Here is a 16,768-nt window from a genome sequence, read left to right as displayed (position 1 = left end):
CGCAACTTTTGGCCAGACCCAGGTGCGGCGTGAGGTGGGGACGCGGCAAGCTTCGCGTAGTGGGCGGGTTCAGCTCGTTCCCGGCGAGTTACCCATGTTCTTGCGAGATCAGGGGGTGGCTTTCTCGGGGTCGGGGGTGAGGTAGGCGCGGAGGAAGGTGTCGGTCGCGGCTTCGGCGACGGCGCGTAGTTCGGTGGCCGGGACCTTGCGGGCGCCCAGGTGTGAGCGTGCCTCGAGGGGGCCGGTGAGCAGGGCCAGGTACTGCTCGGCGGCTGTGTCCGGGTCGCAGGCACGCAATCGACCTGCCAACGCCAGCCGGGCCAGTCGGTCGGCCAGTGCTTCGCGCAGCCGGACCGAGGTGCGCTGCTGCACCTGCAGGGCCAGGTCGGCGAAGTCCTCGGCTTGGGCGTAGGCCAGTCGGTGCAGGGATCGGCCGCGCTCACCGGCGCACACCTGCAGCAACCGGAACGCCGAGTCGAGGAACGCTGGCCGCGGATCGTCACCGATGTCGCGCAGGGTGTCCACGGCCGCAAGGGTTTCCGCGCTCACCACCTCGGCCGCCGTCAACAAGGCTTCCCGGAACAGGGTGCCCTTGTCGGTGAGGTGGTTGTACACGGTCGGTTTCGCGACACCGGCCTCGTCGGCGATCTCCTGTACGCAGGTCTGCGCGTATCCGCGCCGCGCGAAGACCGCGAACGCGGCCGCCAGAATCTGCTGTCGCTTGTCGATACGACCCCGCGCCGGTGCTGCCACTCGGCAAGCCTACCGCCACCGGTTGGCTCGGCGGTTCAGTCTTGCGGCCTTACCAGTTAGTACTCTAAATTGAACTCGCCAGTTCAATTCGAGGAGATTTCATGCTTGTCCACGTGCTCAGATTCCGGTTCCGCGACGAGACCACCGAGGAGCAACGCGCCGAAGTGCTCGCCACCATGCGCCGCACCGCTGCCATCGATTCGGTGAGCTTCGCGACCGTCGGCCAGAACCTCGGCAATCCCGCCGAAGGCCTCACCCATGGCTATTGCGTCGGCATCGAGGACCTCGACGCCCTGGAGCGCTACATGCACGATCCGATCCACCTGGCCGGCGATCCGCTCATCGCGCCACACTTCGCCGAACTCGTCATCGGCCCCGACCTGTCCGACGACATGAACCCCGAACTCGGCGCCGAGATCATGGCCATGCACGAGCGCAAGGCCACCATGTACCCCGAGTGGGCCGCACTGATGGCCACCATTCCCGAGGTCCGCTTCGCCTGACCGCACCCCTTCGAGGACTGCAGGCCGACAGCCTCTCCGGCGGGGCCGTGGGTGGATTCTGTTTGTGTGGTTGTCGGCACCTTCGACGGTAGCGGGCAGGGGTCTCACGTACCGTTGGGGCGTAACTTACGGTTCCGTAGGTTTGACTGGAGGTGGTCGTGGAGGCGATCGGTAGCGATTCGGGTGTGCCTGTCGCGCTGGTGAAGCCGCGGTTTCGCGGGTGGATTCATACGTGGGCGTTCGGTGTGGCCGTGGTCGCGGTGGCGGCGCTCGCGGTGGCCGGGTTCGCGCGCTCGGCCACGGCCGGGTGGGCGACCGTGGTCTACGGGGTCGCGGTGTGCGGGCTGTTCGGCGTGAGCGCGGTGTACCACCGGGTGACCTGGGCGAGCGTACGGACCCGGGTGCGGATGAAGCGGCTGGACCACTCGATGATCTTCGTGTTCATCGCGGGCAGTTACACCCCGTTCGCGGTGCTCGGCCTTCCCGACAGCACCGGGCGCACCTTGCTGATCGTGGTCTGGGTCGGGGCACTCGCGGGAGTCGCCCTCAAGGTGCTGTGGCCTACCGCGCCCAGGTGGGTCGGCGTGCCGTTGTATCTGCTGCTCGGATGGGCCGTGGTGCCGGTCGCGCCGACCCTCCTGCACAACGTGGGGGTGCTGCCGCTGGTGCTGCTCGCCATCGGCGGCGTGATCTACAGCGTGGGGGCCGTGCTGTACGCGACGAAGTGGCCCAATCCGTGGCCGGACTTCGGGCACCACGAGTTCTTCCACGCGGCGACCGTGGTCGCGGCGCTGTGCCACTACATCGCGATCTGGCTCGTCGTGCTCGGCTGAGCGGCGTGCGTGCGCGGCGTCCTCGGCCGCGCCTTCTATGCTGGACAGTTGTGTCGATCATTCGCGCGGCTCGCCCCGCCCCGGCCCCGTCACGGGGTGCGGTAGACGGGTGTGCGCGGTGAACCGGCTGGTCCGCTGGCTACTGCGGTCGCACTGGGGGCTCGCCCTCGTGGTCATCACCGCGAACTTCGTCGGCGTCGGCGCCATCTTCCTCATCTCCTGGGCCGGTGGCGTGTTCAGCCGGGTGGGCGACGACTGGCACGACGCGGCCTGGCTCATCGCCATCTACCCGGCCTTCGGATTCGCCCTCGGCATCGGCCTCGCGATCTACGACCGCCGAAAACACCTGCGCTGGCTGGACGAGGGACGCAAACCGACACCGGACGAAGCTCGCCAGCTGATCCGGCTGCCCGCCGCGATCACCGTGCGCGCCGTGCTGATCTGGCTGCCCGGCATCATCCTCACCGTGTGGCTGGTCGACCGGTTCACCGACTACCACAACACCATCGTGATCGGGGCGGGGTTCATTCTCGGCGCCCTCGAATCGGCCGGTGTGATCTATCTGATCCTGGACCGGCTGATCCGCCCGACCGTACCCATCGTCGCCGCCGTTCTCGGGCCGACCGTGCATCCGAGTGCCACGGTGCTGGTGCGCGTGCTCGTCACCTGGGCGGTGTCGGGTGCGCTGCCGGGGCTCATCGTCATCGTGGTGCTCAGCGACCGCACCACGCCCGCGAGCGACCGGGTGCGCGCGGCCTGGATGTTCTCGATCGTCGCCCTCGGCGTCGGGATGCTGGCCACCGCGCTGCTCGCGCGCTCGGTCGCGACCCCGATGCGGGCCATGTACCGGGCGCTGGACCGGATCACCCGCGGGGAGCTCGACGTGCGGGTGCCCGTCGGCAGCGCGAGTGAGATCGGGCGGCTCGAACACTCCGTCAACGAACTGGCCACCACCCTGCGCGAACAGGCGCACATGGAGGACATGTTCGGCAAACACGTCGGCTCGACGGTCGCCGAGCGTGCGCTGGCAGGCAGCGCCGACCTCACCGGTGACGTGCGCACGGTGTCGGCACTGTTCATCGACGTCACCGGTTCGGTGCGGCTGTCGGCCGAGATGGAGCCGGTGGAATTCGTGCACAAGCTCAATCGGCTGCTGGCCACCGTCGTCGCGGCCACCGAGGACAACGGCGGGCTGGTCAACAAATTCCAGGGCGACGCCGCCCTGTGCATCTTCGGTGCGCCCTCGGCACTGCGCGACAACGCCACCCCGGCCCTGCGCGCCGCACGCCGCATCCGCGACGAAGTGGTGGCCACCGGGGAACTCGACATCGGTATCGGCGTGGCAAGGGGCAAGGTGTTCGCGGGCGACGTCGGCTCCGATACCCGCCTCGAGTTCACCGTCATCGGCGACGCCGTCAACGAAGCGGCTCGGCTCACCACCGTCGCCAAAGAAGTGACGCGGCGGGTGCTGGTCAGCGATGACGTCGTGCAGGCGTCCGCACCCGCTGAACGCGCTAAATGGAAGCGGCACAAGGACATTCGCCTGCGCGGCATCCCCGGGCGCACCCGGACCTGGACCGATATCCCACCGAACCGCTGATCGGCGGCACCTGCCGAGCGGCCGAATCGAATCCGCTTGCCCACAAGGGCGTAGGTTGCGCCTAATTGCCGACAAGACCAGGCCGCCCCGACCGAGACCCTCTGTCAGGTGCGCAGAGCCAGAGTCAGGTCGGCGGGGTCGGTGACGGGGAGGTCGCAGATCGAACCTCGGCAGACGTAGGCGGCGGGGTGGCCGTCGACGAGGGGGCGGTCGGTGAGCAGTGGGGCGGCGTCCGGGGGCGCGGCGAGCACGATCGAGCCGCCCGGTGCGGCCGTGCGGGCGGCTGCGAGGAGTTCCATTGTGGCCGAGGTCTTTTCGGTTGCGGCGATGGCCACCTGGAACGGGCCGCGGACGGCGGCTTCGGCGACGGCGAGCCAATGGCCCGCGGTGCGCGGTGCGCGGTCGAGCAGGAGTGCGCCGCGGGCGAGGGTGTGATCGGCCAGCTCGCGGTAGCGGACGGCGCGGTCGGGGTCGGCGACGGCCGAGGCGGTGAGCAGGGCCTCGGCGAGGGCGGAGGTGCCCGAGGGGGTGGCGCCGTCGATGGGGTCGCGGGGGCGGGTCACCAGGGTTTCGGCGTCGTCGGCGGTGTCGAACCAGCTGCCGGGACGGTCGGGGTCGGCGAAATGCTCGATCGCCGCGTCGAGGATCACCTGGGCGGCGGCGAGCCAATCGGGTTCGCCGGTGGCCTGGTACAGGGCGAGCAGGCCGGTGGTGAGCCAGGCGTAGTCCTCGAGCACGGCGGGTGGGGCGCCCGCGACACCGTCGAGGGAGGCGCGGCGCAGGCGTCCGTCGACCAGGTGCACGTCGAGCAGGAAACGCGCGCACCGCACGGCAGCAGCCACCCAGGACGGTTCCTCCAGCGCCGCACCGGCTTCCGCGAGCGCGGTGATGGCCATCCCGTTCCAGGCGGTGACCACTTTGTCGTCGCGCGCCGGTTGCGGGCGCTCGGTGCGGATCCGGAACAGCTCGGCGCGCAACCGATCGAACCGGGCCGACTGTTCGGCGTCGACCGGGTCGCTGTGGCGGGTGAGCACGGAGGTGCCCTGTTCGAAGTTGCCCGCCGTGGTGACACCGAACGCCTCGGCGGCCCACATGCCGTCGAGCGGGCCGAGTTCGCCGACCAGCTCGGCGGGCGTCCACACATAGGTGGCGCCCTCCACACCCGGACCGCCCGGCTCGAGGTGGGTGTCGGCGTCGAGAGCGGAGGCGAAACCGCCCTCGGCGGTGCCGAGGTCGGCGAGCAGGAATTCGACCGTCTCGCGGGAAACCCTGTGCGGCAACGATTCCAATGGGGTCGCCGGTGCTCGTCTGGCCAGGTGAGCGTAGGCGCGCAACAACAGGGCGTTGTCGTAGAGCATCTTCTCGAAGTGCGGCACAAGCCAATTCGCGTCGACCGCGTATCTGGCGAACCCGCCGCGCAACTGGTCGTAGATACCGCCGCGCGCCATCGCCTCGGCCGCGCGCTCTACCAGGTCGAACACGGCCTGGTCGCCGGTGCGTTCCCAATGCCGCAGCAGGCCCTCGAGCATCGCCGACGGCGGAAACTTCGGTGCCCCACCGAATCCGCCGTGTACCCGGTCCTCGTCGGCGGCGACGGCGAGGACCGCTTTGTCGAGAAGTTCTGCGGTGAGGGCGATCTCGCCGTCGGGCAGGCCGGTCGCCTGCGCGCGCAGGGCCTCGGTGACCTGGTCGGCGGCCTTGTCCACCTCGTCGCGGCGGTTGCGCCACGTCTCGGTGATGGCCGTGAGCAGCTGGGTGAACGAGGGCATCCCGCCGCGCGGTTGCTTGGGGTAGTAGGTGCCGCAGTAGAACGGCGCACCGTCGGGGGTGAGAAAGCAGGTCATCGGCCACCCGCCCTGTCCGGTCATGGCGACGGTCGCGGTCATGTACACCGCGTCCAGGTCCGGGCGTTCCTCGCGGTCGACCTTCACGCACACGAAGTCGGCGTTCATCTGCTCGGCCGTCGCCGCGTCCTCGAACGACTCGTGCGCCATCACGTGGCACCAGTGACACGACGCGTACCCGACCGAGAGCAGGATCGGCACATCCCGCTCGGTCGCCTCGGCCAGTGCATCGGCATCCCACTCCCGCCAATGCACCGGGTTGTCGGCGTGCTGACGCAGATATGGCGAAGTCGCGCTACCCAACCGGTTCACGCTGCCAGCGTGCCACACGTGCCGAGACAGTGCCGACAACCATCAGCGGCGGGTTCCCACCGCGCGAACCGTCATCGTGGCCACGGCGACCAGCACGGCGGCCACCGCGACGAAAACGATCTGCGGCCGGTCCGTCGTGGCGTCTCCGGCCAGCAGATATCCCGCGATATTGATCAACCAGTGCCCGATCGAGGCGACGATCACACGCTGACCGAAACTCCCCGTGCCCAGATAGCCGAGCACCATCGCGAACGCCATCGTCGCCACGAAGAAGCACATCGCGACCACCGGCCCGGCCGCAAAGGTCTGGACATGCCACAGCGCCCACACCGCCCCGGTCACCGCCACCGCCGCGAACCTGGCCATCCGCGCTTCGAGCATCGGCTGCATCAACCCCCGCCACCCGATCTCCTCCCCACCGGCCCCGACCAGTTGCACCACGAGAAACACGACGAAGGGCACACTCCCGATCGCGGCAGGCCCCACGGTGGCCGTCCCCGACACAACCGCCGCCCCCATGAGCAGCAACCAGTACCCGACACACACCGCGACGATTGCCGCGACATTCCCCACCACCCGCCGACCGGAAACCGCAGCGGGGAGCACCGCGGCGACGGTCTTCCGGAACACCAGCCATGTGGTGAGGGCACCGACCGCCGGGGCGAACTGAACCAGTGACAGCACGGCCGGATCTATCCCCGAAAGAGGCTGCACCGCAAGGAAAAACACCGAAGCGGCAAGGGTGGTCACGACGTAAACACCGACCGCACCCCAAACCTTCACCCCGCGTGCCGTTCGTTCCATGCCGGCGGGTCGCGGGGAGATGTCGGCAATACGCACGTGACCACCTTGCCGGTCCCTACCCAGCCACACATCACTCCGCAGTCCGATTCAGTTGTTGTACCGCAGCGCTATTGACAAGCCCTACTGCGGCTCAGCACCTCAGAGCGCGACAACCTCGAGCATGCTCTCCAGCCCTTTGAAGTCGGAGGCGTTGCGTGTGTAGAGCGGAAGGGAGTTCGCCGACGCGATCGCCGCGATGAGCAGGTCCATCCGCCGGGGGCGTGGGTCACGGTTCGCGGCGATGGTGAGCGCGACCAACGTTCCGTATCGAGTCGCCGCGGCTTCGTCGAACGGCAGCGGGTCGAATTCGACGATCGCGGCGCCGAGTTGCTCCGAGCGCTCGGCCCGACTCACCGGATCCTTGGCCATCGCGACGCCTTGATTGAGCTCAGCCAGCGTGATGGCGGTGATCTCCGGAGTCTCCGGCAGATTGTTCGGGTCGAGCGATCCGAGGTCGAGGTAGGCGCACGTGTCGAGAACACCCGCCGGATGCCTGACGCTCACCGGCCGCTCCACGGGTCGTCGTCGCCGATCCTGTCCTCGGTGCCGAAGAATTCGTCGGCTTCCCGACGCATCGCGGCATAGTCCACTCGGGGCAGTCCACGATGCCGGGCGACCAGTTCTTCCGCGCTGCGGCGACGGCGCCGGCTGACCGGCCGCACCTCGGCGATCTCGACACCGTTACGGGTGACCAGGATGGTCTCGCCCGCCTCCACGGCGTCCATGATCGCCGCGGAGTTGTTCCGCAGCTCGCGCTGACTGATCTGCCTCATACCTCAAGTGTAGCCATGCGTGCTACACCGGGCTACACCCTTGGCTCGCATTGAGAGGGCAGCGAACTTTTTCCGGAGCACCGGTGCGCAGCTCACCGGCACCACCACCGAAACGGCTGTTGGGCGGGGCATAGGTGGGGCATTATTGGGGGCGAAGTCCCTGATAGCGACCGGACAGGAACCCCCATGGCATCGCAGCTGACGCTCTCGGCGCAGCGGGCTGCGCTGGAGCGGGAGTGGGCGCAGTGGGTGCCCGCGGGGGAATCGGCGCTCGGGCGGAGTTCCGGGGTGCGGGCCGAGGTGGCGCAGTCGTGGTTGCGGTCGTTGCGGACGGTCGATCCCGGGCGCGATTGCGCGCCCGAGAGCGAGACCGATATCGGGCCGAAGTGGGCCGAGTCGCCGCTGCGTGGGCCGGTGAGCGAGTTGAAGGACCAGTTGCACAGTGTCGCCGACGACGCGGGGTACGTGGCGGCGGTGACCGATGCTTCGGGGACGATTCTGTGGACCTACGGCGGGCCGGTCATGCGGCGGCGGGCCGAACAGGTGAACTTCGCGCCGGGTGGGCGGTGGGACGAGGCGCACATGGGGACGAACGCGCTGTCGCTGGCGTTGCGCACCGATCGACCGCACACCGTGTTCTCGGCCGAACATCTCGTCGCCGCCCTGCACGGCTGGGTCTGCTATTGCGCGCCGATCCGCGCCGCCGACGGCACCCTGCTCGGCGTGCTCGACCTGTCGACCACCTGGAAGCGTTCGCACCCGCTGGCCATGGCCACGGTGCGCACCATGACCAGTGCCATCGAAGCCAAACTGCACGCGTCGACACCCGCACCGGCGGGCATGCGACTGACCTGCCTCGGCACCGGCCGGTTGATGCGCGACGGCACCCCGATCCGGTTGCGCCCACGTCAGCTCGAGATCCTCACCCTGCTCGCCCTCAGCGACGACGGCTACAGCCACGAACGCCTGCACTACGCCGTCTACGGTGACCGCGCGGTCGGCGCGAGCACCCTGAAATCGGAGATGTCGTACCTGCGCCGCGCCACCGGCGGCGACATCACCAACCGCGTCTACCGCTTCACCACTCCCCTGTCCTGCGACGCGCTCGACGTGCTGCGCGCCCTGGAATCCGGCGACCTCGACACCGCCGTCCGGCTGTATCACGGTCCCCTACTTCCGGATTCGGAAACTCCCGGCATCACCGAATGGCGCGACTATCTCGCCGTCGCCATGCGCAACGCGGTCCTTGCCAGCCCCGACCCCCACCACGCCCTCACCTACGGCGAAGCAACCCCCGACGACATCGCCGTCCACGAACACGCCCTCACCCTGCTCCCCGCCCGCGACCCCCGCCGAGCCGTAGCCACCGCCCGCCTGCACAGCGCGCAGAGGGCATAGGCGCCGCCGCAGCGCAAGAGCCGTTTCCCGGGCCGTGATCACCGGTATCGAGCGCCACGAGATCCGCTCTCAACGTTTCATCAACCCTCGGGGTGGATAGTGATGGGCGTCACGCATCACCGGAACCAGCGAGGAGTTTCCGCACATGATCTACGCCAAGCCGGGCGCCGAGGGCAGCATCGTCAGCTACGCCCCCAGGTATGACAACTTCATCGACGGCAAGTGGGTTCCGCCGGTCGAAGGCCGGTACTTCGAGAACACCTCGCCGGTGGACGGTCAGCCGTTCTGCGAGATCGCCCGTTCCACCGCCGCCGATATCGAGCTGGCCCTCGATGCCGCGCACCGTGCCGCCGACGCGTGGGGTACCACCTCCGCCGCCGAGCGCGCCAATATCCTCAACAAGATCGCCGACCGCATCGAGTCGAATCTCGAGGCCCTCGCTGTCGCCGAGACCTGGGACAACGGCAAACCGGTTCGCGAAACCCTCGCCGCCGACCTGCCTTTGGCGGTGGACCACTTCCGCTACTTCGCCGGTGCGCTGCGCGCGCAGGAGGGCGGGATCAGCGAGGTCGACGGCGACACCATCGCCTACCACTTCCACGAGCCGCTCGGCGTAGTCGCCCAGATCATTCCGTGGAACTTCCCGATCCTGATGGCCACCTGGAAGCTGGCGCCCGCGCTGGCCGCCGGTAACGCGGTGGTGCTCAAGCCCGCCGAGCAGACACCGGCCTCGATCATGAAGGTCGTGGAGCTGATCGCGGATCTGCTGCCGCCGGGAGTTCTCAACGTGGTCAACGGTTTCGGGGTGGAGGCGGGCAAGCCGCTCGCGTCCAGCCCGCGCGTGGCCAAGGTCGCCTTCACCGGTGAGACCACCACCGGCCGGCTCATCATGCAGTACGCCAGCGAGAACATCATCCCGGTCACCCTGGAGCTGGGTGGCAAGAGCCCCAACATCTTCCTCCCCGATGTGATGGCCGCCGACGACGACTACCTCGACAAGGCCGTCGAGGGTTTCGTGATGTTCGCGCTGAACCAGGGCGAGGTGTGCACCTGTCCGTCGCGCGCGCTGATCGCGTCGTCGATCTACGACGAGTTCATGGACCGCTGCGTGGAGCGCACCAAGGCGATCGTCAGCGGCAACCCGCTCGACGAGGCGACCATGATCGGTGCGCAGGCCAGCAACGACCAGTTCGAGAAGATCCTGTCCTACATCGACATCGGCAAGAAGGAAGGCGCCGAGGTACTCACCGGTGGTGCGGTCCGCGCTGTCGACGGCCTGGACGGCGGCTTCTACATCGAGCCGACGATCTTCAAGGGCAGCAACGACATGCGCGTGTTCCAGGAGGAGATCTTCGGCCCGGTCGTCGCGGTGACCACCTTCGACTCCACCGACGAGGCACTGAAGATCGCCAACGACACCCTCTACGGTCTCGGCGCGGGCGTGTGGACGCGGGACATGAACACCGCCTACCGCCTCGGCCGCGGCATCAAGGCTGGCCGGGTGTGGACGAACTGCTACCACGCCTACCCGGCGCACGCGGCGTTCGGCGGATACAAGAAGTCCGGCATCGGCCGCGAGAACCACAAGATGATGCTCGAGCACTACCAGCAGACCAAGAACCTGCTGGTCAGCTACTCGCCGCAGAAGCTCGGCTTCTTCTGATGGTGCGCCGCTGATGGTCCGACGAGTCGACCTCACCGACAAGGCGGCAACGCTGCTCCGGGACCTGACCGGGCTGCACGGCCCGGTCATGTTCCACCAGTCCGGCGGCTGCTGCGACGGCAGCTCCCCCATGTGCTACCCACGCGGTGAATTTCGCGTGGGTCGCTCGGACGTGCTGCTGGGATATCTGCCCGGCGACATCCCGTTCTGGATGAGTGCCGACCAGTTCGAATACTGGAAGCACACCCATCTCACCGTCGACGTGGTGCCGGGCCGGGGCAGCGGTTTCTCGCTGGAAGCCCCCGAGGGCGTGCGGTTCCTGATCCGTTCACGCCTGCTCACCGACGAGGAGGTGGCCGAGCTGGATTCCCAGCCGCCACCACCCACCGGTGACACCGTTTCACCGTGATGTGAAACACCAACTATCACACTGTTTCCGCAGGTCGGCGGCGCGCGATACGCGCCGCTGACCTGTGGGATCCACGGCTGTAACAGTCGTCAACCATTCTTCAACCCTCGACGATCACCGTTGCCGTCGCTACGCGCTTGCTTGTTGATGAGGAGCTTTACCTGTGAGTACCGACGCCGTTCCCGCGCCCACCGCCGACCCACCCGCCGACGGTTATCTCGCCAAACGCACCGCCCAACCACCCACCGACGACTATCTCGCCAAACGCACCCTGCGCTCCGGCACCGCCGGCTGGGTGCTGCTGGCCGGTCTCGGCGTGAGTTACGTGATCTCCGGCGACTATTCCGGCTGGAATTTCGGCCTGGCCGAAGGCGGATTCGGTGGCCTGCTGATCGCCTCGGTGATCATCGCCGGCATGTATCTGGCCATGGTCCTCGGCATGGCCGAACTGTCCTCGGCGCTGCCTGCCGCGGGCGGTGGCTACACCTTCGCCCGGCGCGCACTCGGGCCCTGGGGCGGATTCGCCACGGGCACAGCGGTTCTCATCGAGTACGCGATCGCGCCCGCCGCCATCGCCACCTTCATCGGCGCTTATGTGGAATCGCTCAACCTGTTCGGGATCACCGACGGCTGGTGGGTGTACCTGGCGGTGTACGCGCTGTTCATCGGCATCCATCTCGGTGGCGCGGGCGAAGCGCTCAAGGCGATGTTCGTGATCACCGCGATCGCGCTGGTCGGCCTGGTCGTGTTCGCGATCGCGGCTGTCGGCCGGTTCGATGCCGCGAACCTGACGAACATCGCGCCCGACGCGGCGGCCACCGGCTCCTCGGCGTTCCTCCCGTTCGGCTACCTGGGCATCTGGGCGGCGATCCCGTTCGCCATCTGGTTCTTCCTCGCCGTCGAAGGCGTGCCGCTGGCCGCCGAGGAAGCCCGTGAACCGGAGAAGAACGTGCCCAAGGGCATCATCGTGGCGATGCTGATGCTGATGGTCACCGGCGCGGTGGTGCTGTTCCTGGTGACCGGTGCGCTCGGCGCCCAAGACGCCTCCGCCTCGGGCAACCCGCTGGTCGAGGCCCTCGGCGGCAGCCCGGCGGCGAAGGTCGTCAACTACATCGGCCTGGCCGGCCTGGTCGCCAGCTTCTTCTCCATCGTCTACGCCTACTCGCGCCAGACCTTCGCGCTCTCCCGCGCCGGGTATCTGCCGACCAGCCTGTCGGTGACCAACTCCCGCAAGGCGCCGGTGCTCGCGCTCGTCGTGCCCGGCATCATCGGCTTCGCCCTCTCGCTCACCGGCGAGGGAGCCATGCTGCTCAACATGGCCGTGTTCGGCGCGGCCGTGAGCTACGTGCTGATGATGGTGAGCCACATCGTGCTTCGCGTCCGTGAGCCGAACATGCCCCGCCCCTACCGGACCCCCGGCGGCATCGCCACCACCTCGTTCGCGCTGGTGATCGCGGCCGCCTCGGTGGCGGCGACCTTCCTGGTCGACCCGAAGGCGGCGCTGTTCACCCTCGGCGTGTTCTGCGCCTTCATGGCGTACTTCGGCCTCTACAGTCGCCACCACCTGGTCGCCAAGTCGCCCGACGAGGAATTCGCCGCGCTGGCCAAAGCCGAAGAGGAACTCGAGTGATCCGCTGACCGTTGTCCCTCGCTCGGCCGTGTCTGCCGAGCGTCAACCACGCACTCGCGAGAGGAGGACGGCGCCGACCGGCGCCGCACTTCGATGACGAAGTACCGCAGCACCATCGACGTCACCACCTACACCTTCGACGGGCTGGTCGACCTGCTGGCCAAGGCCACCCCGCTGCGCAGCGGTGACCAACTCGCCGGCTGTGCGGCCGACACGGACGCCGAGCGCGCGGCCGCGCAGTGGGCGCTGGCGGAGGTGCCGCTGCGGACCTTCCTCACCGAGGTGGTCGTGCCCTACGAGTCCGACGAGGTCACCCGGCTGATCATCGACAGCCACGATCGCGCGGCCTTCGCGCCGATCGCGCATCTCACCGTCGGTGGCCTGCGCGACTGGCTGCTCGCGGTCGCCGCGACCGACGACGCGGCGACGACCCTGACCGCCGTCTCGCCCGGCCTCACCCCCGAGATGGTCGCCGCGGTCAGCAAGATCATGCGCAACCAGGACCTGATCGCGGTGGCCAGGGCCGCCACGGTGACATCGGCGTTCCGCACGACCATCGGCCTGCCCGGCCGGTTGAGCACCCGCCTGCAACCCAACCACCCCACCGACGACCCGCGCGGGATCGCCGCCGCCACCCTCGACGGCCTGCTGCTCGGCTGCGGTGACGCGGTGATCGGCATCAACCCGGCCACCGATTCACCGCAGGCCACCGCCGACCTGCTGCACCTCCTAGACGAGGTGCGCCTGCGATTCGACATCCCTACCCAGTCGTGCGTGCTCTCCCACGTCACCACCACCATCGGCCTGATCGAGGCGGGTGCGCCGGTGGACTTGGTCTTCCAATCCATCGCGGGCACCGAGGGCGCCAATTCCGGGTTCGGCGTGAACATTTCGCTGTTGCGAGAGGGGAACGAGGCGGGTCGATCGCTGCGGCGCGGCACGGTCGGCGACAACGTGATGTACCTGGAGACCGGGCAGGGTTCGGCGCTGAGCGCGAATGCCCATCTGGGCGTGAGGAATCGGCCGGTCGACCAGCAGACGCTGGAAGCCCGCGCCTACGCCGTGGCCCGCGACCTCGAGCCGCTGCTGGTCAACACGGTGGTCGGCTTCATCGGGCCCGAGTACCTCTACGACGGCAAGCAGATCGTCCGCGCCGGGCTCGAGGACCACTTCTGCGGAAAGCTGCTCGGCCTGCCGATGGGCGTCGATGTCTGCTACACCAACCACGCCGAAGCCGACGCCGACGACATGGACACCCTGCTCACCCTGCTCGGCGCGGCGGGCTGCGCGTTCGTCATCGCGGTGCCCGGTGCCGACGACGTGATGCTCGGCTACCAGAGTCTGAGCTTCCACGACGCCCTCTATGCCCGCAAGGTCCTCGACCTGCGCCCCGCACCGGAATTCGAGGCGTGGTTGTCGGGACTCGGCATGCTCGACGCGAAAGGCAGACTGCGACAAGTGGAACCGCTGACCTCTCCCCTGCGCGCACTGGCGGGCACCCGATGAGCGGCTCGAACTCGCCGCGCGAAGCCGAGATCGTGCGCGATACGGCGGCCGCGCCGGAGACAAGTAATGGTTCGGAAACTGATGTTTCCCAAGACTTCTGGGCTCAGTTGCGCAGCACCACCCAGTCCAGGATCGGACTCGGCCGCACCGGCAACGCCCTGCCGACCAGCGAGGTGCTCGCCCTGCGCGCCGCCCACGCCGCCGCCCGGGACGCCGTGCACGAACCGCTGGCCGTCGACGAATTCGCCACCCGCATAGCCGAACTCGGGCTCGGCAAGCCGGTGACGGTGACGAGTAAGGCCGCCTCCCGCTCGGAGTACCTGCGTCGCCCCGATCTCGGCAGGCTCCCCGCCGACCTGTCACCGATCATCCACGGCGACTTCGATATCGGCATCGTCCTCGCCGACGGTCTGTCTCCCCGTGCACTCACCGACCACGGCGCGGGCCTGCTGTCCGCGCTGGCAGGCGAACTCGGCGGCTACACCATCGCCCCACCCGTGATCGCCACTCAGTCGCGGGTGGCGCTGGGCGACCATATCGCCGAGGCCATGGGCGTGCGGACCCTGCTCGTCGTGATCGGGGAACGGCCCGGTCTGTCCGTGGCCGACAGCCTCGGCATCTATCTCACCCACGCGCCGCGCCCCGGCCGTGCCGACGCCGAACGCAACTGTGTGTCCAATATCCACCCGCCGGACGGTCTGGCCTATGCCGACGCGGCACGGGTGGTGGCCGGGCTCGTCGCGGGCGCCCGCGCACTCGGCCGCTCCGGAGTCGACCTCAAGGACACTTCACGTGCCCTCACCGGATCCGGCGAGACCAGTCTCACGGTCGCTGACCCAGACACCTGACCGTTCGACATGATTCGAAGCCGTTCGCTCAATAGAGTGAACCCATGATCCGCACCGCCGCCCTCGCCCATGTTCGCGACCGCAGGCTGATTCAGACGCGCCCGGAAGGCAAGGATGTCTTCTACATGGCGGGCGGCAAGATCGATCCCGGCGAGACCCCTTTACAAGCTCTGCATCGCGAGATCGAGGAGGAGCTCGGCGTTGGTCTGGACGGTGTGTCCGAGCTGGGGATCTTCGAGGCCGAAGCGTTCGGTCACGGCCGCAACACCCCGCTGCACATGACGTGTTTCCTCGCCGACCTCACCGGCGAACCGCAGGCCACCGGTGAAATCGCCGAATTCCGGTACTTCACGGTCAGTGAATACGCGGGCATGACCCAGGTGGCGCCCGGTTCGATGATGGTGTTCCGCCGCCTGCACGAACTCGACCTCATCGACTGGTGATCGCGGCGGCAACGATTGCGTCTCAGGCGAAACGAACCCACCACCTGCGGCGATCCCTTAGCTGTGACGATGACCCAGCCGACGACTTCCGACATGACACCGTCCGAGCGCCGGGCTGCTCTGCGGCAGCTGATCATCGCGTTCGGCTTGATCAACAAGACCATCGAACTCAGTGCCAGCGGCGCGCCACGGCAGGTCGCCGAACATGCCGAGGCCGCTCGCGATCTGATCGGTGAACTGGTGGCCGACCTGGCCCGTTAGGTCGCCGCCGGTTTCGGCGGTTCGGTGCCGTCGCCGGTGTCCGGGATCGCGCCCGGGTCGGTGCCGTCGTCGGCCTTCTGATCCGGTTCGGGGTGTTCGGGTTCGAACGTCTCCGGCAGGCCCTTGAGGTGCTTGTTCATCGAACGAACCAGCAGGACGGTGCCGGCCAGCAGGATCAACACGATCAGCAGGCCGAGTGGGGAGGCCTTGCCGAACTCCGGGCCGGTCGGGGTGCCGGGGTCTTGTGCGAGGAGAGCCAGAATCACCGGTCGGCGTCCTCGATACCGGCGAACAGGTCGGTCTCCGGGATGGCGGTGGATACTCTGGTCTTGGCCAATTCGAACTCCTCGGTCGGCCACAGCCGCTGCTGCATCTCCAACGGGATCGCGAAGAACGCGCCGTTGGGATCGATCTGGGTCGCGTGCGCGCGCAGGGCGTCGTCACGCTGGGGGAAGTATTTCGAGCACTCGATCTGTGTGGTGACCCGGGCCATGATGTCGCCGCGCGCCGCCGCGTACTGACGCATCCGGTCCAGCCACTCCTGCAGCGGGAACGGCTTGCCCTCACGCTCGAACTCGGCGGCGAAGGTTTCCAGCCGCTTCTGGCTGAAGCCGTGGTCGTAGTACAGCTTCAGCGGGGTCCACGGCTCGCCCGCGTCGGGGAACGCCTCCGGGTCGCCCGCCGCGTCGAACGCGGCGACCGAGACCTCGTGGCAGCGGATGTGGTCGGGGTGCGGGTAGCCGCCGGTCTCGTCGTAGGTGGTGATCACGTGCGGTTTGAACTCGCGCACCACCTTCACCAGTGCCTCGGTGGCCTCTTCGAGCGGGACCAGCGCGAAGCAACCCTCGGGCAGCGGTGGCAGCGGGTCGCCCTCGGGCAGACCGGAGTCGACGAAACCGAGCCACTGCTGGCGCACGCCGAGCGCATGGGCGGCCGCGGCCATCTCCTCGCGCCGGACCTCCTCGATCCGGTCGAGGACACCCGGGGTGTCCATGGCCGGGTTGAGGATGCTGCCGCGTTCGCCACCGGTCAGGGTGACGACCAGGACGTCGACGCCCTCGGCCGCGTACCTGGCCGTGGTCGCGGCGCCCTTGCTCGATTCGTCGTCGGGGTGGGCGTGCACCGCCATGAGGCGAAGGCCACTCACGT

The 16,768-nt window shown here is 68.4% G+C and carries 18 protein-coding genes; 11 read left to right on the top strand and 7 right to left on the bottom strand.

Translation table 11 applies throughout. The features are described from left to right. Positions 1 to 108: 108 nt before the first annotated feature. Positions 109 to 753, bottom strand: coding sequence for a TetR/AcrR family transcriptional regulator (locus tag AB0F86_RS12945; protein WP_356986908.1), 645 nt, complete (start codon positions 751 to 753; stop codon positions 109 to 111). Between the two features lie 101 nt (positions 754 to 854). Here AB0F86_RS12945 and AB0F86_RS12940 point away from each other — a divergent pair, with 101 nt between their 5' ends. The 3 genes from AB0F86_RS12940 to AB0F86_RS12930 all read left to right on the top strand — a co-directional run bounded on the left by AB0F86_RS12940 (position 855) and on the right by AB0F86_RS12930 (position 3,689). Then, entirely contained in the window at positions 855 to 1,256 is a 402-nt protein-coding gene (locus tag AB0F86_RS12940; protein ID WP_356986910.1) for a Dabb family protein, read from the top strand. A gap of 158 nt (positions 1,257 to 1,414) precedes the next feature. After that, positions 1,415 to 2,089 carry a hemolysin III family protein gene (locus AB0F86_RS12935; RefSeq protein ID WP_225278738.1) on the top strand — a complete coding sequence of 225 codons (675 nt, stop codon included), beginning with the start codon at positions 1,415 to 1,417 and terminating at the stop codon, positions 2,087 to 2,089. Between the two features lie 118 nt (positions 2,090 to 2,207). Beyond that, positions 2,208 to 3,689, top strand: a complete 1,482-nt coding sequence (locus AB0F86_RS12930; RefSeq protein ID WP_356986912.1) for an adenylate/guanylate cyclase domain-containing protein — start codon at positions 2,208 to 2,210, stop codon at positions 3,687 to 3,689. 104 nt (positions 3,690 to 3,793) lie between these two features. On the opposite strand, the gene AB0F86_RS12925 is transcribed toward AB0F86_RS12930, so the two are convergent. From AB0F86_RS12925 to AB0F86_RS12910, 4 genes are all read right to left on the bottom strand, one after another. Beyond that, positions 3,794 to 5,845: a thioredoxin domain-containing protein gene (locus AB0F86_RS12925; protein ID WP_356986914.1), complete on the bottom strand. Its 2,052-nt coding sequence runs from the start codon at positions 5,843 to 5,845 to the stop codon at positions 3,794 to 3,796. Positions 5,846 to 5,887: 42 nt separating this feature from the next. Beyond that, positions 5,888 to 6,529, bottom strand: a complete 642-nt coding sequence (locus AB0F86_RS12920; protein ID WP_356986916.1) for a type II CAAX endopeptidase family protein — start codon at positions 6,527 to 6,529, stop codon at positions 5,888 to 5,890. A 258-nt stretch (positions 6,530 to 6,787) separates the two neighbouring features. Further along, complete coding sequence (locus tag AB0F86_RS12915) at positions 6,788 to 7,192, bottom strand: type II toxin-antitoxin system VapC family toxin (protein WP_181696606.1); 405 nt, start codon at positions 7,190 to 7,192, stop codon at positions 6,788 to 6,790. Beyond that, entirely contained in the window at positions 7,189 to 7,461 is a 273-nt protein-coding gene (locus tag AB0F86_RS12910) for a type II toxin-antitoxin system prevent-host-death family antitoxin (protein WP_181696607.1), read from the bottom strand. Before AB0F86_RS12910 ends, AB0F86_RS12915 begins: the two co-directional genes overlap by 4 nt. 186 nt (positions 7,462 to 7,647) lie before the next feature. Between AB0F86_RS12910 and AB0F86_RS12905 the strand changes: the two genes are divergently transcribed. From AB0F86_RS12905 to AB0F86_RS12870, 8 genes are all read left to right on the top strand, one after another. Next, complete coding sequence (locus AB0F86_RS12905) at positions 7,648 to 8,859, top strand: transcriptional regulator (protein ID WP_356986918.1); 1,212 nt, start codon at positions 7,648 to 7,650, stop codon at positions 8,857 to 8,859. Positions 8,860 to 9,004: 145 nt separating this feature from the next. Then, complete coding sequence (adh, locus tag AB0F86_RS12900) at positions 9,005 to 10,522, top strand: aldehyde dehydrogenase (protein ID WP_356986920.1); 1,518 nt, start codon at positions 9,005 to 9,007, stop codon at positions 10,520 to 10,522. 13 nt (positions 10,523 to 10,535) lie between these two features. Further along, positions 10,536 to 10,931, top strand: a complete 396-nt coding sequence (locus AB0F86_RS12895; protein WP_067637832.1) for a DUF779 domain-containing protein — start codon at positions 10,536 to 10,538, stop codon at positions 10,929 to 10,931. 163 nt (positions 10,932 to 11,094) lie between these two features. Then, the gene (eat, locus tag AB0F86_RS12890) at positions 11,095 to 12,561 is read left to right on the top strand and encodes an ethanolamine permease (RefSeq protein ID WP_356986922.1); all 1,467 of its coding nucleotides are present in this window, start codon (positions 11,095 to 11,097) and stop codon (positions 12,559 to 12,561) included. A gap of 93 nt (positions 12,562 to 12,654) precedes the next feature. Further along, complete coding sequence (locus AB0F86_RS12885; RefSeq protein WP_356986923.1) at positions 12,655 to 14,067, top strand: ethanolamine ammonia-lyase subunit EutB; 1,413 nt, start codon at positions 12,655 to 12,657, stop codon at positions 14,065 to 14,067. Next, positions 14,064 to 14,915 carry an ethanolamine ammonia-lyase subunit EutC gene (gene eutC / locus AB0F86_RS12880; RefSeq protein ID WP_356986925.1) on the top strand — a complete coding sequence of 284 codons (852 nt, stop codon included), beginning with the start codon at positions 14,064 to 14,066 and terminating at the stop codon, positions 14,913 to 14,915. The genes AB0F86_RS12885 and eutC overlap by 4 nt, the downstream gene beginning before the upstream one ends. A gap of 44 nt (positions 14,916 to 14,959) precedes the next feature. Further along, positions 14,960 to 15,358 (top strand): NUDIX domain-containing protein, encoded by a 399-nt coding sequence (locus AB0F86_RS12875; protein WP_067485630.1) that lies wholly within the window; start codon positions 14,960 to 14,962, stop codon positions 15,356 to 15,358. Positions 15,359 to 15,427: 69 nt separating this feature from the next. Continuing rightward, entirely contained in the window at positions 15,428 to 15,619 is a 192-nt protein-coding gene (locus AB0F86_RS12870; RefSeq protein WP_067980352.1) for a hypothetical protein, read from the top strand. On the opposite strand, the gene AB0F86_RS12865 is transcribed toward AB0F86_RS12870, so the two are convergent. Together AB0F86_RS12865 and mca are read right to left on the bottom strand one after the other, a co-directional pair. Further along, entirely contained in the window at positions 15,616 to 15,885 is a 270-nt protein-coding gene (locus AB0F86_RS12865; RefSeq protein ID WP_181696615.1) for a hypothetical protein, read from the bottom strand. The two genes, AB0F86_RS12870 and AB0F86_RS12865, sit on opposite strands and share 4 nt — an antisense overlap. Next, a complete protein-coding gene (mca, locus tag AB0F86_RS12860; RefSeq protein WP_181696780.1) occupies positions 15,882 to 16,748 on the bottom strand; it encodes a mycothiol conjugate amidase Mca in 867 nt (288 codons plus the stop codon). Before mca ends, AB0F86_RS12865 begins: the two co-directional genes overlap by 4 nt. Positions 16,749 to 16,768 lie beyond the last annotated feature (20 nt).

This window comes from Nocardia sp. NPDC023733, assembly GCF_040639775.1.
Taxonomy (GTDB): Bacteria; Actinomycetota; Actinomycetes; order Mycobacteriales; family Mycobacteriaceae; genus Nocardia; species Nocardia rosealba.
The sequence above is the reverse complement of the archived record's forward strand: the minus strand, read 5'-3'. Positions and strand labels throughout refer to the sequence as shown.